This is a genomic window from Pseudomonas sp. FP215 (assembly GCF_030687795.1).
Lineage (GTDB): Bacteria > Pseudomonadota > Gammaproteobacteria > Pseudomonadales > Pseudomonadaceae > Aquipseudomonas > Aquipseudomonas salmasensis.
This window is the reverse complement of the sequence record NZ_CP117447.1, coordinates 3,637,032-3,654,383: the sequence shown is the minus strand read 5'-3', so window position 1 is coordinate 3,654,383 and position 17,352 is coordinate 3,637,032. Positions and strand designations below refer to the sequence as shown.

Annotated in this window: 16 protein-coding genes; 6 read left to right on the top strand and 10 right to left on the bottom strand. The window is 58.0% G+C overall.

The window, feature by feature from the left end:
- Nucleotides 1-8: 8 nt before the first annotated feature.
- Nucleotides 9-4,154 carry a CheR family methyltransferase gene (locus PSH76_RS16395; RefSeq protein ID WP_305492593.1) on the bottom strand — a complete coding sequence of 1,382 codons (4,146 nt, stop codon included), beginning with the start codon at nucleotides 4,152-4,154 and terminating at the stop codon, nucleotides 9-11.
- Nucleotides 4,155-4,462: 308 nt separating this feature from the next.
- Between PSH76_RS16395 and PSH76_RS16390 the strand changes: the two genes are divergently transcribed.
- A complete protein-coding gene (locus PSH76_RS16390) occupies nucleotides 4,463-5,320 on the top strand; it encodes an SDR family oxidoreductase (protein ID WP_138762640.1) in 858 nt (285 codons plus the stop codon).
- A 704-nt stretch (nucleotides 5,321-6,024) separates the two neighbouring features.
- Here the strand turns inward: PSH76_RS16390 and PSH76_RS16385 are convergent.
- From PSH76_RS16385 to PSH76_RS16355, 7 genes are all read right to left on the bottom strand, one after another.
- Entirely contained in the window at nucleotides 6,025-6,264 is a 240-nt protein-coding gene (locus tag PSH76_RS16385) for a hypothetical protein (protein WP_305492592.1), read from the bottom strand.
- Nucleotides 6,261-6,518 (bottom strand): DUF6555 family protein, encoded by a 258-nt coding sequence (locus PSH76_RS16380; RefSeq protein ID WP_003190423.1) that lies wholly within the window; start codon nucleotides 6,516-6,518, stop codon nucleotides 6,261-6,263. Before PSH76_RS16380 ends, PSH76_RS16385 begins: the two co-directional genes overlap by 4 nt.
- Before the next feature lie 102 nt (nucleotides 6,519-6,620).
- Nucleotides 6,621-6,902 carry a hypothetical protein gene (locus PSH76_RS16375; RefSeq protein WP_305492591.1) on the bottom strand — a complete coding sequence of 94 codons (282 nt, stop codon included), beginning with the start codon at nucleotides 6,900-6,902 and terminating at the stop codon, nucleotides 6,621-6,623.
- Between the two features lie 40 nt (nucleotides 6,903-6,942).
- Nucleotides 6,943-8,232 carry an SDR family oxidoreductase gene (locus PSH76_RS16370; protein WP_305494472.1) on the bottom strand — a complete coding sequence of 430 codons (1,290 nt, stop codon included), beginning with the start codon at nucleotides 8,230-8,232 and terminating at the stop codon, nucleotides 6,943-6,945.
- Nucleotides 8,233-8,312: 80 nt separating this feature from the next.
- Entirely contained in the window at nucleotides 8,313-9,077 is a 765-nt protein-coding gene (locus PSH76_RS16365; protein ID WP_305492590.1) for an OBAP family protein, read from the bottom strand.
- Nucleotides 9,078-9,677: 600 nt separating this feature from the next.
- Nucleotides 9,678-11,230 (bottom strand): IS3 family transposase gene (locus PSH76_RS16360; RefSeq protein ID WP_305492516.1). Its coding sequence is split into 2 segments (ribosomal slippage): nucleotides 9,678-10,768 and nucleotides 10,768-11,230, totalling 1,554 coding nucleotides; the frame shifts between segments, so codons are not numbered across the junction.
- 108 nt (nucleotides 11,231-11,338) lie between these two features.
- Nucleotides 11,339-11,746 carry a low affinity iron permease family protein gene (locus tag PSH76_RS16355; protein ID WP_057710102.1) on the bottom strand — a complete coding sequence of 136 codons (408 nt, stop codon included), beginning with the start codon at nucleotides 11,744-11,746 and terminating at the stop codon, nucleotides 11,339-11,341.
- A 123-nt stretch (nucleotides 11,747-11,869) separates the two neighbouring features.
- On the opposite strand from PSH76_RS16355, the gene PSH76_RS16350 reads away from it, so the two are divergent.
- Complete coding sequence (locus PSH76_RS16350; protein ID WP_034127098.1) at nucleotides 11,870-12,370, top strand: CinA family protein; 501 nt, start codon at nucleotides 11,870-11,872, stop codon at nucleotides 12,368-12,370.
- Nucleotides 12,371-12,389: 19 nt separating this feature from the next.
- Here PSH76_RS16350 and PSH76_RS16345 read toward each other — a convergent pair whose 3' ends face one another.
- A complete protein-coding gene (locus PSH76_RS16345; RefSeq protein ID WP_138763216.1) occupies nucleotides 12,390-12,668 on the bottom strand; it encodes a hypothetical protein in 279 nt (92 codons plus the stop codon).
- 5 nt (nucleotides 12,669-12,673) lie between these two features.
- Nucleotides 12,674-12,928, bottom strand: a complete 255-nt coding sequence (locus PSH76_RS16340; protein WP_003190434.1) for a hypothetical protein — start codon at nucleotides 12,926-12,928, stop codon at nucleotides 12,674-12,676.
- A gap of 192 nt (nucleotides 12,929-13,120) precedes the next feature.
- Here PSH76_RS16340 and PSH76_RS16335 point away from each other — a divergent pair, with 192 nt between their 5' ends.
- The 4 genes from PSH76_RS16335 to PSH76_RS16320 all read left to right on the top strand — a co-directional run bounded on the left by PSH76_RS16335 (nucleotide 13,121) and on the right by PSH76_RS16320 (nucleotide 17,240).
- Complete coding sequence (locus PSH76_RS16335; protein ID WP_305492589.1) at nucleotides 13,121-14,335, top strand: EAL domain-containing protein; 1,215 nt, start codon at nucleotides 13,121-13,123, stop codon at nucleotides 14,333-14,335.
- Between the two features lie 20 nt (nucleotides 14,336-14,355).
- On the top strand, nucleotides 14,356-14,778 hold the full coding sequence (locus PSH76_RS16330) for a hypothetical protein (protein WP_032892354.1): 423 nt from the start codon (nucleotides 14,356-14,358) through the stop codon (nucleotides 14,776-14,778).
- A 137-nt stretch (nucleotides 14,779-14,915) separates the two neighbouring features.
- Nucleotides 14,916-16,250, top strand: coding sequence for an EAL domain-containing protein (locus tag PSH76_RS16325; RefSeq protein WP_305492588.1), 1,335 nt, complete (start codon nucleotides 14,916-14,918; stop codon nucleotides 16,248-16,250).
- A 324-nt stretch (nucleotides 16,251-16,574) separates the two neighbouring features.
- The gene (locus PSH76_RS16320; RefSeq protein ID WP_032892352.1) at nucleotides 16,575-17,240 is read left to right on the top strand and encodes a response regulator transcription factor; all 666 of its coding nucleotides are present in this window, start codon (nucleotides 16,575-16,577) and stop codon (nucleotides 17,238-17,240) included.
- The last annotated feature ends 112 nt before the right edge of the window (nucleotides 17,241-17,352 follow it).

Genomic DNA, 17,352 nt, shown 5'->3' with positions numbered 1-17,352 from the left:
CCCTACGCCTAAGGGCGTGAGCGGCACAGTTTTTCGATCAAAGTGATGAGCGAATCATGGCCTACGGGTTTGCTGACATGCGCATTAAAGCCCGATTCAGTCGCCTTTTTCTGGTCATTGCCAGCGCCGTAGCCGGTCAAGGCAATAGCCGGAGCCTGTCGAAGGTGGCCTACTTTGCGCAGCTTCTGCATCAGCTCATGGCCATTCATTTTCGGCATGCCGATGTCCGAAATAATCACGTCGTAATGGGCATCCCGGGCTGTTTCAAGCGCGCTCAAAGGGTCGCTGAAGGCGCTCACTTGGGCGCCTTCCATTTCCAGCAGCATATTCAGTACTTCAAGCACTTCGGCTGAATCATCGACCAGTAACACCTTGAGGCCATTGAGGCGCTGATCTTCGTGCTGGGTAGCGCCGCTATCCAGCAGATGATTCTGTTGTTCGCACAGCGGCAACCAGATCGAGAAGGTGCAACCAAAGCCCAACCCTCGCGAGTGCACACTCACCGAACCACCATGGGCCTCCACCAACTGCCGTACCAGCGACAAGCCAATGCCCAGGCCTTCACGCTGATGGGTCTGATGCTGGTTTTCCGCTTGCCCGAACAGGTCGAAGATTTTCTCCAGGCTGTCTGCGGCCAGGCCTGCGCCGCTGTCGATGACGTCCAGTTGCGCGCGCCCGTCCGTTCGGCTGACCACCAACTGCACCTGGCCGTCCTCGGGGGTGAATTTCAGGGCGTTGTTGACCAGGTTCCAGATCACTTGCTCGATGCGCGTGGGGTCTACGTCAACGATCAGTGGGCCCGGCACCGAAGGAGTTTGAAGGCTGACCTGGCGACGGTGGCCGTCGGCAAGCACCACGCTATGAATGTCCTTGAGGGTGCGAATCAGGTCGATCGGTTGCTTTTTCAGCTTCAGCTTGCCCGTGCGAACCCGGGCGACGTCCAGCAGGTCGTCAATGATCCGCGCCTGGCTGGACACCGCTTCGCAGATGGTATTGACCGCCTTGATGGCCGGGCCCGCAACCTTGGTGGCGGGCAAGCGCCGCAACAGTTCGGCGTTCAGCTGGATCAGGTTCAACGGATGCTTGAGTTCGTGGGACATCACCGCGAAGAACTCATCCTTGAGGTGGCTGTTGGTCTGGGTTTCCTTCAAGCGCTGATTCTGTTCATCTTGCGTGCGCTTGTGGCCGGTAAGGTCCCGGGCAATCTTGACGTAGCCGCGCAAACTGTTGCTCTTGAGCTGGGTGACCTCGCCACTGCAATAGAAGCGGCTGCCGTCCTTGCGCACGTGCCAGCGTTCATCTTCGCCACGCCCATGTTCGCGGGCGGTGCGCAGTTCGCTCTCCGGCACGCCAGCGGAGCGGTCTTCCGGGGAGAAAATCAGGTCGTAATAAGCGCCCAGCACCTCGTCCTTGGTGTAGCCGAAGATCAGTTCGGCACCGGTGTTCCAGTCGGTGATGGCGCCATGATCATCGAGGATGATGATGGCAAAGTCATGGGTGCTCTCGGCGACCAGGCGCATGCGTTCCTCGCCCAGGCGCAGTTCCTCTTCGGCCTGGCGCCGCTTGGTGATATCAATGAAGGTCAGCACGGTGCCGTCAATGTGATCTTCGCTGGAGCGGTACGGCAGTAACCGCGCAATGTACCAGCGGTCGTCGTTGCTGCTGATTTCCCGCTCGATCATGCTCAGCGACTCAAACACGGTGGTGGCGTCTTCGGTCATTTGCGGGTAATCGAGGCGGTGGGTGATGTCCAGCAGCGAACGCCCGGTGTCCACCGGCAGCATGCTGAAAATATCCGTGGCTCGCGGTGTGAACCAGCGAATGCGCATGTTGCGGTCGACGAAGACCGTGGCAATGTCGGTGGACGCGATCAGGTTGGTCAGGTAATCGTTGACCTTGTCCGTCTCTTCCACCTTGGTCTTGAGCTCGAAATTGACGGTCAGCAGTTCTTCGTTGATCGACTGCAGCTCTTCCTTGCTGGTTTCCAGCTCCTCGGTGGCCGAGCGCAGTTCTTCGTTGACGGCCTGCATTTCTTCGTTGGAGGCCTTGAGTTCCTCGCTGGAGACTTCCGCCTGTTCGATGGTGTCCTGCAGGTGCAACTTGGTGCGTTGCAGCTCGCGCTCCAGGTTGCTCATGATCGCGTTTTCGGCCTGGCTGACGGCGTCGATGTAGGGCAGCAACGGGTCGACGGCGGTTTCCTGGAAGATCACCAGCACGTAGTCGTTTTCGGTCGCTTCATCGCGGTAGGGGCGGGCGCTGATGTCCACCAGGAAGGGGCCTTGCTCGCGTTGGATGCGGATCTTGCGCGAAGACACCGGGTTATTCGATTGCTGGACCTGGAACAGCGTGGTGCGAATATCCAGGCGCAAATCGGGGTGCACCAGCGTCAGCAGGTTGTGCGTCACCTCGCCGGCCACGTAGCGCAGGAATCGCCCGGCGCCTTCACTCATGTGCAGGATATCGGCCTGCATATTCACGATGACGCTGGGCGGCGCGGCTTTTTCCAGGGCGCGCAGGTGGATATCCGCGAACGAGACCTTGTTGGGCGCCTTGGTTTCAATCGTCAGTGTCGTGGTGCTCGGGCGCAGATAGCCGCCACGTGGCATGGTTGGGGCGCGGCGTACGGCGGATGAGCCGGCACGCACCCTGAAAATGCGGTTGCGCTTGTCCACCGGTACGAACAGGTCCAGGCAGCCGTCGGCCGACTCCGAAGAGCCGAGGAACAGGTAGCCACCGGGGCGCAACGCGAAGTGGAACATTTGCAGGATGTCGCGCTGCACTTCGCGGTCCAGGTAGATCAACAGGTTGCGGCACACGATCAGGTCGATCTGCGAGAACGGTGGGTCGGCCAACAGGCTGTGTTTGGCGAACAGCACCTTCTCGCGAATTTCCTTGCGCACCCGGTAGTGCTGATTCTTCTCCTTGGCAAAGTACTGGCGCAACCGTTGAGGCGGTACGTCGGTGATGATCGCTTCGGGGTACACACCATTGCGGCCATGGGTAATGGCCCGCTCATCAATATCGGTGGCAAACACCTGCATCTTTGCGCCGCTGGCATCCAGCGCCAGTTGCTCGGCCACCAGCATCGCCAGGCTGTAGGCCTCCTCGCCGGTTGAGCAACCCGCCGACCAGATACGCACCTCCTCACGGTGCGGCACGCTGTCTTCCAGTGACTTCACCAGGTTGGGGATCACGTCTCGCTCAAGGGCTTCGAAGGCCTCGCGGTCGCGGAAGAAGTTGGTCACGCCAATCAGCATGTCGCCCAGCAACGCCTTGGTTTCGTCCGGGTTGGCCTGGAGGAAGTTGTAATAGGTGGCCAGGTCGGGTTGAGCCGTGACCTGCAAGCGCCGCTCGATACGACGCAACACCGTGGCGCGTTTGTAATGCTTGAAGTCATGCCCGGTACTGGCGCGCAGTTGGATCAGAATATCCAGCAACAGTTGTTCGGCCACGGCGGCATCGCGTTCGGAGCTGGGTGGGGTGGTCTTGATCTCCGGGTCGTTGGCGGTGGGCAGGACAATCGACTGGGCATTGCGCCACAGTTCCAGCAGCTTCTGCGGCATTTCCACCACAGGCAGCACCAGGTCGACCATCTGCGTTTCGATGGCCGCCAGCGGCATGCCATCGTACTCGGCGTCTTCCGGGGCTTGCACCAGGGTGATGCCGCCTTGCTCTTTGATCCGTGACAGCCCCACCGCGCCGTCTGAGCCGGTACCGGACAGGATCAGGCAAAACGCGCGTTCTTTATGGGTGTCTGCCAGGTCGCGAAAAAACAGGTCGATGGCAATGTGCGATCCACCATCGCGCACGGCAGGCGAGACCGCGAGGTAGCCATCGTTCATCTTCAACAACTGCGCCGGTGAGATGACGTACACGTGGTTCTTTTCGATGGGCGTGGCGTCATTGACCTGCGACACCGGCATGCGGGTCGTTTCCTGAATGATCTTGTCTGCCACGCTTTGATGGTCGGGCGAAAGATGCAGGACCACCACGAAGGCCATGCCGCAGTCTTTGGGCATGTGCTCAAAAAACGCTTTCACGGCTTGCAGCCCGCCCGCCGACGCACCGATACCCACCACCGGGAAACTCAGGTTGCTGGGGGTCAGATCTTTGCGTTGCGGTACGTTGGGGGACCGCGGGGGGGCAGACTTCATAAATACCAACCTTGGTTAACGGCGCACAGGAAGACGGGGTGTAGAGGGAAGAACTTGAACAACGAGGGCGAGGGCTGAACCGACAGTGAAATATAGCTGAAAACCTGCTGCCAACAAAAATGCCTTGAGGCCACCCGGTTATTCGACGGACCACTACGCCCCGGTTGAGACGCGTAACCGTCGGAAGGTTTAATCAAACTGACGAGTGGCCACCGTGGGTGCACGGTTATCCGATTTTCTGAAAATCCGTCTGAACTTCGCTTGCTGGCAAACCCTCGCAAAGAGAAACCCACCCAGGAGAAGCTCTGATGAACAGCTATCCAAAACCACCGTTCCAACCCCAGCAACAGTCCGTACCCGGTGAGCAGCGCAAGATGGACCCGATGCCCGATTGCGGTGAGCAGTCGTACCAAGGCTCGGGCCGGCTCGCCAATAAAATCGCCTTGGTCACCGGAGCCGACAGCGGCATCGGGCGGGCCGTGGCCATTGCCTTCGCACGTGAAGGCGCAGACGTGGCGGTGTCGTACCTGGATGAACATGAAGACGCCAAGGAAACCGCACGCTGGGTCGAGGCGGCGGGTCGTCAATGCCTGTTACTGCCCGGCGACCTGGGCAATGCGGATCACTGCACGGCCATCGTCAACGACACCGTGGAGAAGTTCGGCCGCATCGATGTGCTGGTCAACAACGCAGCGTTCCAGATGACCTATCAGTCGCTGGAAGACATCCCCGACGAGGACTGGGTGAAAACCTTCAACGTCAACATCACCGCGATGTTCCGCATCTGCAAGGCCGCGCTGCCGCACATGGCCGAGGGCAGTTCGATCATCAACACCAGCTCAGTCAACTCCGATATGCCCAACCCCAGCCTGTTGCCCTATGCGGCCACCAAGGGCGCGATTGCCAACTTCACCGCCGGCCTGGCGCAGATGCTCGGCGAGCGCGGGATTCGCGTCAACAGCGTGGCACCGGGGCCCATCTGGACACCGTTGATCGTCTCGACGATGACGCCGGACATGGTGAAAAACTTTGGCGGCAACACCCCAATGGGACGCCCCGGCCAGCCGGTGGAAGTGGCGCCGATCTATGTACTGCTGGCGTCGGATGAAGGCAGCTATATTTCCGGCGAACGCTACGGTGTGACGGGTGGCAAGCCGATACTTTGATCAGTGAGGAAGGAGGGGGATATGAGCGAAGCCTCGAAGCGCCACGAACCGAACCACTCCGAGCGAAAGGTGCGCCCGCCGGCGGCTAAGCGAAACGATAAATCGCAGTCACCGGCAGGCGGACAACACGGGAAGGAGCAAGGCGGTGTCGCCCCTGGAGGGCCTTCGAAAGATCCCGAGTCAGGGGCATGAACGCGAGGGGTATTCGCCGGGCCTGACATCCTGAGCGGCTGTCAGGCCGCTATCGCAGCATAGGTATCGACACAATTTTTTAGCTTGTAGCAGCACCCAACGGTAACCACGATGCGAAGCGAGCCGCTCTTGATCTTGATCTGCTTTTGATCTCAAGCGCCCCGTTAAACCACGCTGGCCGGAATTCGACAGGGATTTGGGGGGTAAACCGGCAGGGATGCCGGTTTAGCCGCCCCGCGCCATGGATGGCGCGTGGCGGCGGCCCCCCAAATCACTGGCGGATTACGGGCACACCGAGCCTAAGCGAGGTGCCGAGTGGTGGGGCAAGAGCGCTTTGCTTACTTTCGCGCTTTTCGAAAGTGAGCCGCCGTCAGGGCGGAACCCTAAGTAGCCGTTACCTAAATAACGGATATGTACCCGGCCCCACTGTGTTGACTGTTAGGCCGCCATCGCAGGCAAACCAGCTCCCACATTTGGATCGTGGAGTGTCAGGTCATGCGTGCCCACTGACGTTATTTTCGCTTGGAACGATGAATCCGCATCCACTCCCGATAAGCCACCGTACGCTGCGCATCCGCACGTTTCTTCGCCTCGGTAAAGCGCGCCCACGTCTGCGCATCGCCGCTGTAGGACTCGATAATCTCGTACGCCAAGGCATCCAATCGATCCGCTTCAAAAAACATCTCGGCGTTTCGCGCGACCTCATCGCCCCGCCTGTTTGTCGTTGTGTAACCAAGAGTCTGGCTGTTCATCCTCTGAGGCCCTCCGCCCATTGAATCTGTGCCGCGCCACTCCAGCGCACCTGGGTAATGCCGTATTTCTCCGCCATCGGTTTGGACACACGCTTGAAGGTGTGTTGCCCAAATTTGGGGATCACCGCCACACCAGCGTCACAACTGGCCCAATGCCAAGCCTCGGCATTGTCCATGCGCGGCGCGCGCACGATGAAAGACTTGGGCTCGCCGTGCAGCTGGTACTCGATAGTGAATAGGTCGTTGTGTTTCATGAGGCCTCCTTGATACTCATGAAGTACAGATATTTGACGTCAAAAATAATTCAAATAAGTTGTCCGACAATTCGATGACTGGGCGCAGGGCGTGGATGAGGCCTAGTCATCTACCGTAAAGGTGACCCATCCAGGCCCATCCGCCGGGCGTTTGAGCTCGGCGATAACCCCGCTGACAGAGGAACCGTCAGGCAAATTGACGGTAATAAAGTTGGGATTGCCGGGCCAATCCAATGGCGTGTCAAAGTCCAAGCGCGCGATGGTCGGTTTACCGTTGCTGGTCATTTGGATGTTTTTAGACTCATTAAGGCGTTCATCTGAGGGTGTTCCAAGATGGCGCGAGGCAGTGATGACACTGGCAGTACCTTTGTAATCGTAAGACATGCTGGGTTACCTCATGTAAAGGGGGCAGTCGCCCCCGTGTTCATTTGTGACGAGCTGAATATTTGCGCGCAACGACAACACCGCCCACTAGCAGCGCAGCGCCTATTGCGACCACCCCATAGGGTGTCCGGCGGGTTTGCCGCCAGCCGCCTTCCACGCGACGTTCACCGCTTGCCGGGGTGTAGAGGTTGCCCGTAGAGGTCGCGGCGCTCTGGCTGCGCTCCAGGCCGAGGCGGGTGAGCCAGCCGGATAACCGGGCAAAGCCAGGCAGCAAAAAATGCGCGACGCGGGCCACGGTGGCAGCGCTGCCTACCGTGGTGCTGTCCCTGGGTTGCAGGGCACAGGCCACCATCGCTTGCGCGACTTTATGTGGGTCATAGACCGGTGGCGGTGGCGTCAACTCGTGGCCGGTAAAATTGCCGCCATCGCGAAAGCCCGGTGTGTCCATCACGGCGGGGTAGATGTCGCACACATGAATATCCGGGTAATCAGTCAGCTCGCCACGCAGGGCTTCAGTCAGGCCACGCAGGCCATATTTACTGGCTGAGTAGGCGACGGCATAGGGCTGGGCTACCCAACTGCCCAGCGACAAGGTGTTGATCAGAATGCCGCGGTGCTGGGCTTTGAAATAGGGCCACACCACGTGGGCGCCGCGCAGGTACCCGAGCAGGTCGGTTTGCAGCACTTGTTCGTGGGCTTCCAGGGGCGTGTTCTCGAAACTGCCGACCGCGCCAACACCAGCGTTATTGATCCAGATATCGATGCGGCCATTGCCGAAGGCCGCTGCCTGTTCGGCCAATGCGCGCATCTGGTCGCCATGGGTTACGTCGGTTTTAACGGCGATGGCCTCGGCGCCGCGCGCAGCGCATTCCTCGACCACCTCTTCCAGGGCTTTTTCATCCCGGGCCGCCAATACCAAGCGGGTACTTTGCTCGGCAAAGGCCTGAGCAGCCGCGCGGCCAATGCCACTGGAGGCGCCGGTGATCACCACGGTTTTGCCGTGCAGTTTCCCTTTGGCCTGCACGACGCCAGGCGAATCCTCGGGCACGTGGACGGGCACCGGGTGCAGTTGTAGGCGGGCGCCGTCAGTCAGTATCAGGGTCAAGTTTTCGAGGGTGCCAGCGACGCGGTCGGGAAACACCGGTTCGCCTGTGGCATCGAGCTCATCGTAGATAAACGTCTGGCCCTCAAGCCATCCGACTGCCGTCATCAGTTCAGGGCCCAGGTAGTACTTTCCGTCCAGGAAAAACCCGCTGAAGTTCGGTGTGCGCTCCAGGTTTTCCACGGCGTATCGCTCGCCAGGCCTCATTCCGGTTGCGGTATCAATCATCATGACATCCTCCTTTGGCTGGTCTTGGGTAGAGAAGGGTCCGCAAATGATCGTTCAATCCAGATGACTGAATGGCGGTGTCAGTGCCGGTGGGCCTTTTGGGTTGGGTCGGCGATCTGGATAACCGTGCCCTGGCGCCACGCGTCTGCACCGGGTGCGATGGGCGGCGCGGGGATATCGGCGCGAGTCTTTTTCTTTTCGGTACTGTCGATGCCCAGGCGTTTATCTCGCTCGGCGACCATACGCGGGTCGGCCTGGCCATCAGCGGTAAACCCCATCATCAATTGCGGGACACCCAGCGGCAGGCGTTTATCCAGATCGGTATGCCAGGTGTGCCAGGTCTTGCCATAGGTGTGCACCAGCTTCTCCATCAGTGCATGCTCCGCCACCTCTGGGATCCCCGGAGCCACCAGTTGCCCTGACTTCACTTCATGCACATGGCTATGCCACAGCGCCTTCTCCGGCGCGGGCAGCGTGTTGAATTGCGCCTCGCTGATGATGTACTCCACGCCCATCAACTTGGCATCCTTGTGGTTGCCGTCGTAGATCACGCACTGGATGACCTCCTCGTTGAGGATTGCGCAGTAGTGATGGGCTTCCATTTGTACATCGGGATGGCCGTTGTAGAAGTGAAAGCCGTCCAGGTAAGCGTTCAGTGCGTCAATCGGTGGGCGAGATTGAAGCAGGGCGGCGCCGGCTTCCAGCGTTAGGGTCGAGGGCTTCGTGGGTTTTCCGGGGGCTTCGACATTCGAGGGGGAGTTGTTGCCAGCGCACGCGCTGAGCAGGGCCAGTGTCATTGTTGCGCAGAGGGATTTTGTCATCCGGTGGGTTGGGTTGTCAGTCATGGTCGGCTGCCTCCTGTTGCCGGTGGGTTGATCAAAGCCAGGGTTAATCCTGTTCTCGTTGGAAAGACCAGCGTACGGCGCGTTCAAAATGCTTTGAGTTGAACACTCACTCATGTGGGAGCTGGCTTGCCTGCGATGACGGCCTCACAGCCGGCCCCTATCTATCTGACGCCCCGCGATCAAACTGTGGGAGCGGGCTTGCTCGCGAAGGCGGCCTGACAGCCGACCGGGATGTTGGATCAGATCGAGTACATATCCGTTATTTAGGTAACGGCCACTTAGGGTTCCGCCCTGACGGCGGCTCACTTTTGAAAAGAGCCCAAAAGTAAGCAAAAGGCTCTTGCCCCACCACTCGGCACCTCGCCTAGGCTCGGTGTGCCCGAACGCAGGCTTGAATCCGTGGGCCGCCGCCACGCGCCATCCATGGCGCGGGGCGGCTAACCCGGCGTCCTGCCGGGTTACCCACGAATTCAAGCCTGCGTTCGGCCAGCGTGGTTTAACGGGGCGCCCAAGATCAAAAGCAGATCAAGATCAAGAGCGGCTCGCTTCGCATCGTGGTTACCGGCGTTTTTCAAGGTAGTTGTCGCGTCCACCGTCGCGCTACGCGATTTTTATTACCACGGTCAGCTCCTTTTCGGGGTTCAGATACACCGTCCCGATAGGGTTCCAGTTGCGTGTCTCTCCTGACCATCGTTCCGGTCTTTTCTCTCTGGCCTGCCGGTATATCGCATCTCGACGAGCCAAGATTTCTCGGTCTTTTCCTTCATGACGTTGAGCCGGTGTTACGAAGCGGATCCGGCTATGACGGTGCACGGTGTTGTACCAGGTCATAAAATTCCTCACCCAGATACGCGCATCATCCAGGCTGGTAAACCCTGCCTGTGGCCACTGCGGGCAGTATTTCAGTGTCCTGAACAGTGATTCCGAGTACGGGTTGTCGTTGCTAACCCGTGGTCGACCGCGAGACGGCGTGATGCCCAGGTCATACATCTTGGTCAGTAACGTCACCGATTTCATTGGTGCACCATTGTCCGAGTGAAGCACCAGCGGCTGGCGCCAACACTTCTCCTGAGTCACGCTTCGTTGCAGCAACGCTGCCGCCTTTTCCCCGCTCTCGGCTTCATAAACTTCCCAGCCCACGGCTTTTCGGCTGTAGATGTCTTCGATCAGATAGAGGTAGTAAAATTTCCCGCGAACCGGGGACGGCAAGTAGGTGATGTCCCATGACCACACCTGATTAGCTGAAGTCGCTGCGTAAGTGGTCGGTGCCTCATGGCGATGCGGTCGCTTGGCTCTGGATCGGTGATGCTGCTGACCTGCCGCATGCAGCACACGATAAAAAGTCGCCTCCGAGGCTACATATCTTCCTTCATCGGCCAATTGCGGCACGATCTGGCTTGGCGGGAGGTGCGCATAAGCTTTGCTGTTGCACAGCGTCACGATGCCTTGTCGCTCAAGCTCACTGAGCGCGTTGTTCGGTATCGGCCTGAGCGTCGTCGTGCGTCCATCTGCCAAGAGTTCTTGCGGCAAGCTCCAGCGTTGCAGCGTCCTCAGTGAAATGCCTACCTCCTGACAAGCAGGCGCCCTGCGGGCGCCCGCCAGAATGGCTTCATTAAGCCAATCAACGAGTAAATACCGTTCTGGCAACAAGGTCAGGTGGCCTCGTCGTCGCTCCCCCAGTAGGCATTGAGCTTTTTTCGTAGTACCAGTAAGGCCGCTGTTTCAGCCAGGGCTGCATCTTTGCGGCGCAACTCACGTTCAAGTTCACGGATACGATTTTTATCATCCCGTGACTGTCCGGAGCTTGCAGTTTTCGCGGTTGACTGTTTCGTGCTGCCGGCGATAAAAGCGTTGCGCCAATCGGTTATTTGCTCGGGAAAAATACCTTTTCGTCGGCAGTACTCACCGATTTCCAGTTCCGATAGCGAACCTGTTTCTATGATGATCGCCAGCTTGGATTCGGCTGACCAATTTTCGGCCGGTTGCTTGGCATCGGACAATTGCGTTCCTCTGGCGGCAGCTTGTTTGCGCCAATAATGGAGAGACATATCGCTACAACCTTCGCGCCGAGCGACCTCCGCCGCCGAGAGGCTCAGGGGCGGAAGCATCATTTTCAGCAGCGCAGCTTTACGTTCTTCTGAATAGAAAGGCATGACCATACTCTTGCCGCCCCCGGAATGCTTTTCAAAAAGCGGGGGACACGACAACTACCCTGACACCGGGGGTTACCATCGATCGCTGCACGCAGACCCATGTAGGCCTCAGATTGGGCCACTAGAAGCACCGGAAGAATCCGCCTCCCGCTCGCTGTCATCAACCGCGTTAGGCTGCCCCAACTTGCTGTATTGCTCGCGCAATTTCTGCAGCTCTCGCGACCCGAGCTTATCCAGGCTCAACGCCGCATTGTGGGCTTCTTTGGTGGCACGAATCAGCTCGTCCAGTTTCAGATGAAGAATATCGTTGTCGCGGTTCTGGGTATTCTGGATCAGGAACACCATCAGGAAGGTGATGATGGTGGTGGAGGTGTTGATGATTAACTGCCAGGTGTCGTTGTATTGAAAATAAGGCCCGGTGAGCGCCCAAACAGCAATCAAGCTGACGGCTGTCAGAAAGGTTTTTGAGCTGCCCGCCTGGTTGGAGAGTTTTTGGCAGAATTTCGCGAACTTCATGGTGCTGTCTCCTGGGGGATGTTCCTCTGTAGACCCCAGCAGATTTTCGAAATTCTTTTTTACAAATCGATTTTTTTTGACAAAAATCAATCAGCAACACCCCTCTGCACAGGAGCGTTCAGCATGTCGGTCGCTGCTTCTATCGTTGAATACCTCAAGCACCATCAATTGGTCATCACGACGGCGGAGTCGTGTACCGCAGGCAAGATCATCACCTTGCTTTCCCAGGTCGACGGCAGCGGTTCATGGATCGAAAGCGGGTACGTGGTGTATTCGCCAGAGGCGAAACAGCGGCTGTTAAACGTACGCCCTTACACCATCGAAACGTTCAACCTCACCAGTTGTGAGGTCGCCCAGGAAATGGCCCAAGGCGCGCTGCGCGACAGCCCCGCCGATGTGGCGGTCGCCACCACTGGCCTGCTGGGGCCGGATGGGATGGACGGCATTCCCCCAGGCACTGTCTGTTTTGCCTGGGCTTATCGAAACGGCGGGGCTCTGAGTGTGTTCAGTCGCAAGGAACGCTTTATGGGCTCTCGTGAGCAGGTACAGTTGGCCGCGTCTCTTCACGCGTTGAAATGGCTGCCGCATTTTCACCAGCGGGCGTTGGCGGGTGAACGCGCCTAATGCTGCCAAGTGCGCGCGTTTACGGCTGCGGTTCGATGTCCAGCAGCAAGTCGCCGTTGGTCAAGGATTCAGCCGCCTGCACCACGCCACGATAGGCCTGACCGTTCCATTCAAAGCTAATCCAGTGGGCCTTCAGCAATTGCGCGGGCCATGGTGGCGCAAGTTGCAATTGCACACCGGGCGCAGCGCGCACAAGCTGCGCCATGCACTCGCTGGCGAGCGTGTTCACACCGAACAGCGTGTCTTGCAGGTATTCAATGTTGACCGGTTGCAGCGTTGCGTCAGTAGCGTCTGGCATATCTGTTACCCCACCGATGACAGCCAGAAAGACTGCCTGGCGATGACCATTTCTTCACGTATTTCCCGCACAAGCCGGTTGATCCCCGAAACACCGTGGTAGTGGGCGCGGTTGATGTTGGCGATGGTGAATTGGTCCATACCGTGCGCCGTTACAGTGACTGAAAGGCTGCCGTCCGGGTTGAGCGCGCACTTGACCGCGCACTTGGGAAGGCGAGCGGAAAGGGCCGTTTCGATTTCGGCTTTCGTTAACGTATCCATGAGTTCACCGCATAAAGGACTCAGCGCGTTAAGGCTAGCTCAGAATCAGTTGGCGTAAATACTGGCAAGGTAATGGCTGCTGGGGCAGATGTTCTACCTTACATATTTCTGGCCCTTTCTAGGAGCGTTCCTAAATACGCCGGCTGAAGGTCTGCCGATAATTCGCACATCCCCACTTATGTGTGCTCTGCCATGTCCTTCCTACCTATTCGTGTTCTGGTCATCGAAGAACACCCGTTCAAGCGGCTTGTTGCCATCCAGGTGTTTCGGGAGGTCGGGTGTGAAGAGGTGGCCGCCGTTGCCGATGTCGCGGCGGCCGTTGAGTTGCTCGAGCGTACCGGGCCTGTCGATATCGCTTTGTGCAACTTGAAGGACGAGGGCGCACACGGCTTGAGGGCCATCGAAGTGCTCGGCCGTGGCCACTTGGCTAAAGCGCTCATTATGTTCAGCGCCCATGGCACGGACCTGCACGATGCAATTGATCGCATGGCAGGCCTGTTGGGCATCAGTGTATTGGGTTATGTGGACTTCCCGGTGCCAGCAAGCGCCATTGCGCCTATGCTCAGCCGCTACCTGGAGAGGATTGGCGCGCCGACAAAGCAGGCGCGCCGAGGCAGCCGGTCTGGGTTCTTGAGCAAGGCTTGCGTAGCTGGGGGTTTTTCAAGGCATGAGTTCAAGGCGTTTTTCCAGCCCAAGTTCAATTTGAGCACGGGGCAGGTGCGCGGTTTTGAAGTGCTGGCGCGTTGGCAACATCCACAGTACGGCCTGTTGTATCCGGCAGATTTTTTGCCGCTGCTCGCTCAAGTGGGCGCGTTGGATGAACTGTTCTTCGCGCTGTTGCAACAAGGCCTTGAGTTCTTGCAGCAGTCGGCAGAGCAGGAGCAGTTCCTATCGCTGGCGTTTAACCTGGAGTCCGACCAGCTCGGTCATGGCTTATTACTGCCGCGTCTTTGCGACTCACTCCAATCCCACGCCATTGCTGCGTGTCGTCTGACGTTTGAAATCACTGAATGCGGCCTGCTGGAAGTTTCTCCCGCCGTGCTCGACACCCTGATACGACTGCGCATGATGGGCGCCGGCCTGTCGATTGATGACTTCGGCACCGGCTATTCCTCGCTGGAGCGCCTGTGCCAGTTGCCGTTTACCGAAATCAAACTGGACGCTGCATTTACTCGCGACCTTGAAAACAGTGCGCGCAACCGTGCCGTGGTCAGTAGCACATTGGCACTGGGCGAGGCACTGGGCATGCGAGTGGTGGTGGAGGGCGTCGAGAACGAAAACCAGCGCCAGGGATTACTGAAGCTGGGATGCAACGAGGCCCAGGGCTATCTCTGTGCTCGTCCCATGAACGCTGCGCGCGCGTTGGCCTGGCTGGCGACCCAGTTGAACTCGCGCAGCAATATTTGATGTCAATCAGGAGGGCTTTTATGTCCAATCCACGTTTGCGGATCGCGTTGGTAGATAGCGATGCCACCCGGCGAATGAGTATTGAAAAAGACCTTGGCCATTTGGGATACCACCGCGTTGTGCCTGTCGATTCCCTCAAGGTGTTGATTACGTTATTGGATAACGCAAGAGATGTATTCGATCTGTTGGTGATCAATGAAGAAACCGTGCACGCGGCGGGCGCACAGTTTAAGCAAATGCTTGAGGAGTACGCGTGTGTCAGGCATTCATTGATTTATCAGGGCGTGACCCTGCAAGCGTTTCCCGATAATCCAGTCACGGCGCAACGCTGCGGCTTTATTGCCTCCGGTGTTCCGGACCGATCGATTCTGGCGCGCGTCATGGATCGGGTGGATGTGCAAATAAAACAGCGCTCGGGCAGACCGTTGCTGGAATCCAATTAATCCTGGTGTGAGCTATTGCACGCTTTTCGCGGGGCCCACCACCGTCTCAGTTTTATGCTTTTAGTCCCATTCCTATTTGCTTCTTTTTAGGCACTGATAAGCTTTTTCGCTGAAACAATCTCGGGAAATTCTTTGTCATGATCTTAAATGCCGCCGTGCCTAACGAGTTCAGCGCCCTGCGCGTGATCACGTTGGCAACCGACCCTGCGTGTGTCTTGCGCCTCGCCTCTGCGTTGGGTGGCATGGGGGTCACGCCGCTGGCCACGGTCGCCTCGCTGGAGGCGCTGCAGGCGTGGTTAAGCGCGCACCGCGTGGACATCATCGTGTGCGAAATCCGCTCCGAGTGTGGCGATGGCCTGATGTTGCCAAGTGTGCTCAAAGCACTGCATGACGCGGGTACGTTAATGCAGTTTCCGAGTATTTTCTGGACCGGCGAAACCACCCTGAATGTGCAGGAAAATTTGATCGAAGCAACAGTTACACCGGCGTGCGAAGCGCCTGCTAAGCAATTGTGGGTCAAGCACATGGGCGGCGTAGCCGTCAGCGCACTGGAATCCCATTCGCGCCTGGCGCAGTCGGCGGGAATCAGCGTGCAGATCTTGCGTGACGGTGGCCCGCTGGAGCTGGGCGATGCCTTGCGCACGGTGCTGCTGACCCTCGCTCAACCGGACCCCAAGCTGCAGGCCATGACGTTTGAGTCGCTGGCTGAGGATGAAGTCATCAACGCCCTGACCACCGGCGAGGGATTGCGCTTTGTCTTTCAGCCACAGTTCGAGTTGCTGAGCCGGCGCATTGTCGGCGCTGAGGCGTTGGTGCGCTGGAAGCATCCGCGCTTTGGTGAAATTCCGCCTGCGGTGTTGATGCCGCTGGTCAACCGTCTCGGCCTGGACCTGTTGCTGTTCAGCCTGGTGGAGATGTGGACTCTGCGCGTGATGCTGGCGTTAAAGCGCGAAAACATTACGATCCCTATCGCGGTGAATGCGTCGGCCAAGACCCTGTGCACCCCCAATTTTGCCGAACGCCTGGCCTTGCGTATGCGCCAGGCAGATCTGCCGAGCCGCTTGCTGAAAGTCGAACTGACCGAAGATGTGCAGGAGCCGGATGAGCTGCATCTTTCGGCGTCATTGACGACTATTCGCGCCAAGGGTTTTCAGGTTTCGCTGGATGACTTCGGCAGCGGCGCAGCCACTTTCAAGCTGTTGGCGAACCTGTCGTTTGATGAAATGAAAATCGACGGCTCGTTTGTGCGCGGTGTCGAGCAACACGCCTCGTCACGCAAGGTGATCGCCGGCATCGTCAACTGGGCACGTCTGCTCAACCTGAGTCTGGTGGCGGAGGGGATCGAGGACGAGTCCACGATCCCACTGCTGCACCGTCTGGGTTGCCGAGTAGGGCAGGGCTATGCGCTTGCGCGCCCGATGGAAATAGACGCCTTCTTGAACTTTGTGATGGAGCGGGAAAAGAACGGCTGATGTAAGGTTTAGGGTGGGTGAGTAAGTATTGAAACTTGATATGTGTAGGTCGGCACTTGGTTTTTAGGAGTTTTCTTATATTAACTTTGTCGCGAATCTATTAAGTTTTATACCGTTGTTATTGTGAAAGATTGACGCATTTTTTAAATGCGATGGTGAACCTGTGCGCGTTAAGTTATAGGGGGGTAAGCGTGTGGCGTGTGATGTTCAGTTGCACGGATGTAATTGATGAAATGGATGAGTCTGAGAGGACCTTAACTTATTCAGAGTGAGGCAGCGCTGTTGTCCATTTTTTTGCACGCTATACAGAGTGTTCCGTCATTTATGAAACGCCTACAAATTGCTTTGCTGGATGATCATGCAATCGTGCGGCATGGTTTGGTCAATCGGTTGGTACAGGAACCTGATTTTGAAGTGGTGGGGGTCTACGCTCGCAGTCGTGAGTTGATGGCCGGCCTGCTGACACACCCGGCCGAGGTGTTGTTGCTCGATTTTGTGCTCGGCCCTCATGAGCTGGATGGCATCCTGCTGATCCGTGCTCTGCGGGTAAAGTACCCGGGCTGCCGAATCCTGGTGTTTTCCACTCACCATGACGCGGCCACGGTGATTCTTGCCCTGCGCGTCGGTGCCCGTGGGTTTATCGGCAAGGGTGAAGACATGAGCCAATTGATCAGCGCAGTGCGGCTGGTGGCCTCGGGCGCTGTCTACCTGAGTGCCGACATGGCCTATCGGGTGGCCGAAGCCACGGCGGTCAACTATGACGGTGAGGAGCAATCACGCGATGACGCGATGCGTTTTGTCAGCTTGTCTGCGCGGGAGCAAGAGGTGATCCGCTGTTACCTGTCGGGCATGACCATCACCGAAATTGCTGAAAAATTCAGCCGCAGTATCAAGACCATCAGTTCGCAAAAGGCCTCGGCTTTTCGCAAGTTGGGCGTGATGTCCAACAACGAGCTGTTTCGGATCAAGCACATCATCGAGAGTGTTTAACGCTAAACGCAGGCCACGCCGACGCGCGCAAAAACAGCGGTAGGCGGGCGTGCCCTTTGGCGGTTGTTGCATATACTCCTTGAAGTGCCGTAATAGCTGTCCCTGTTGTTTG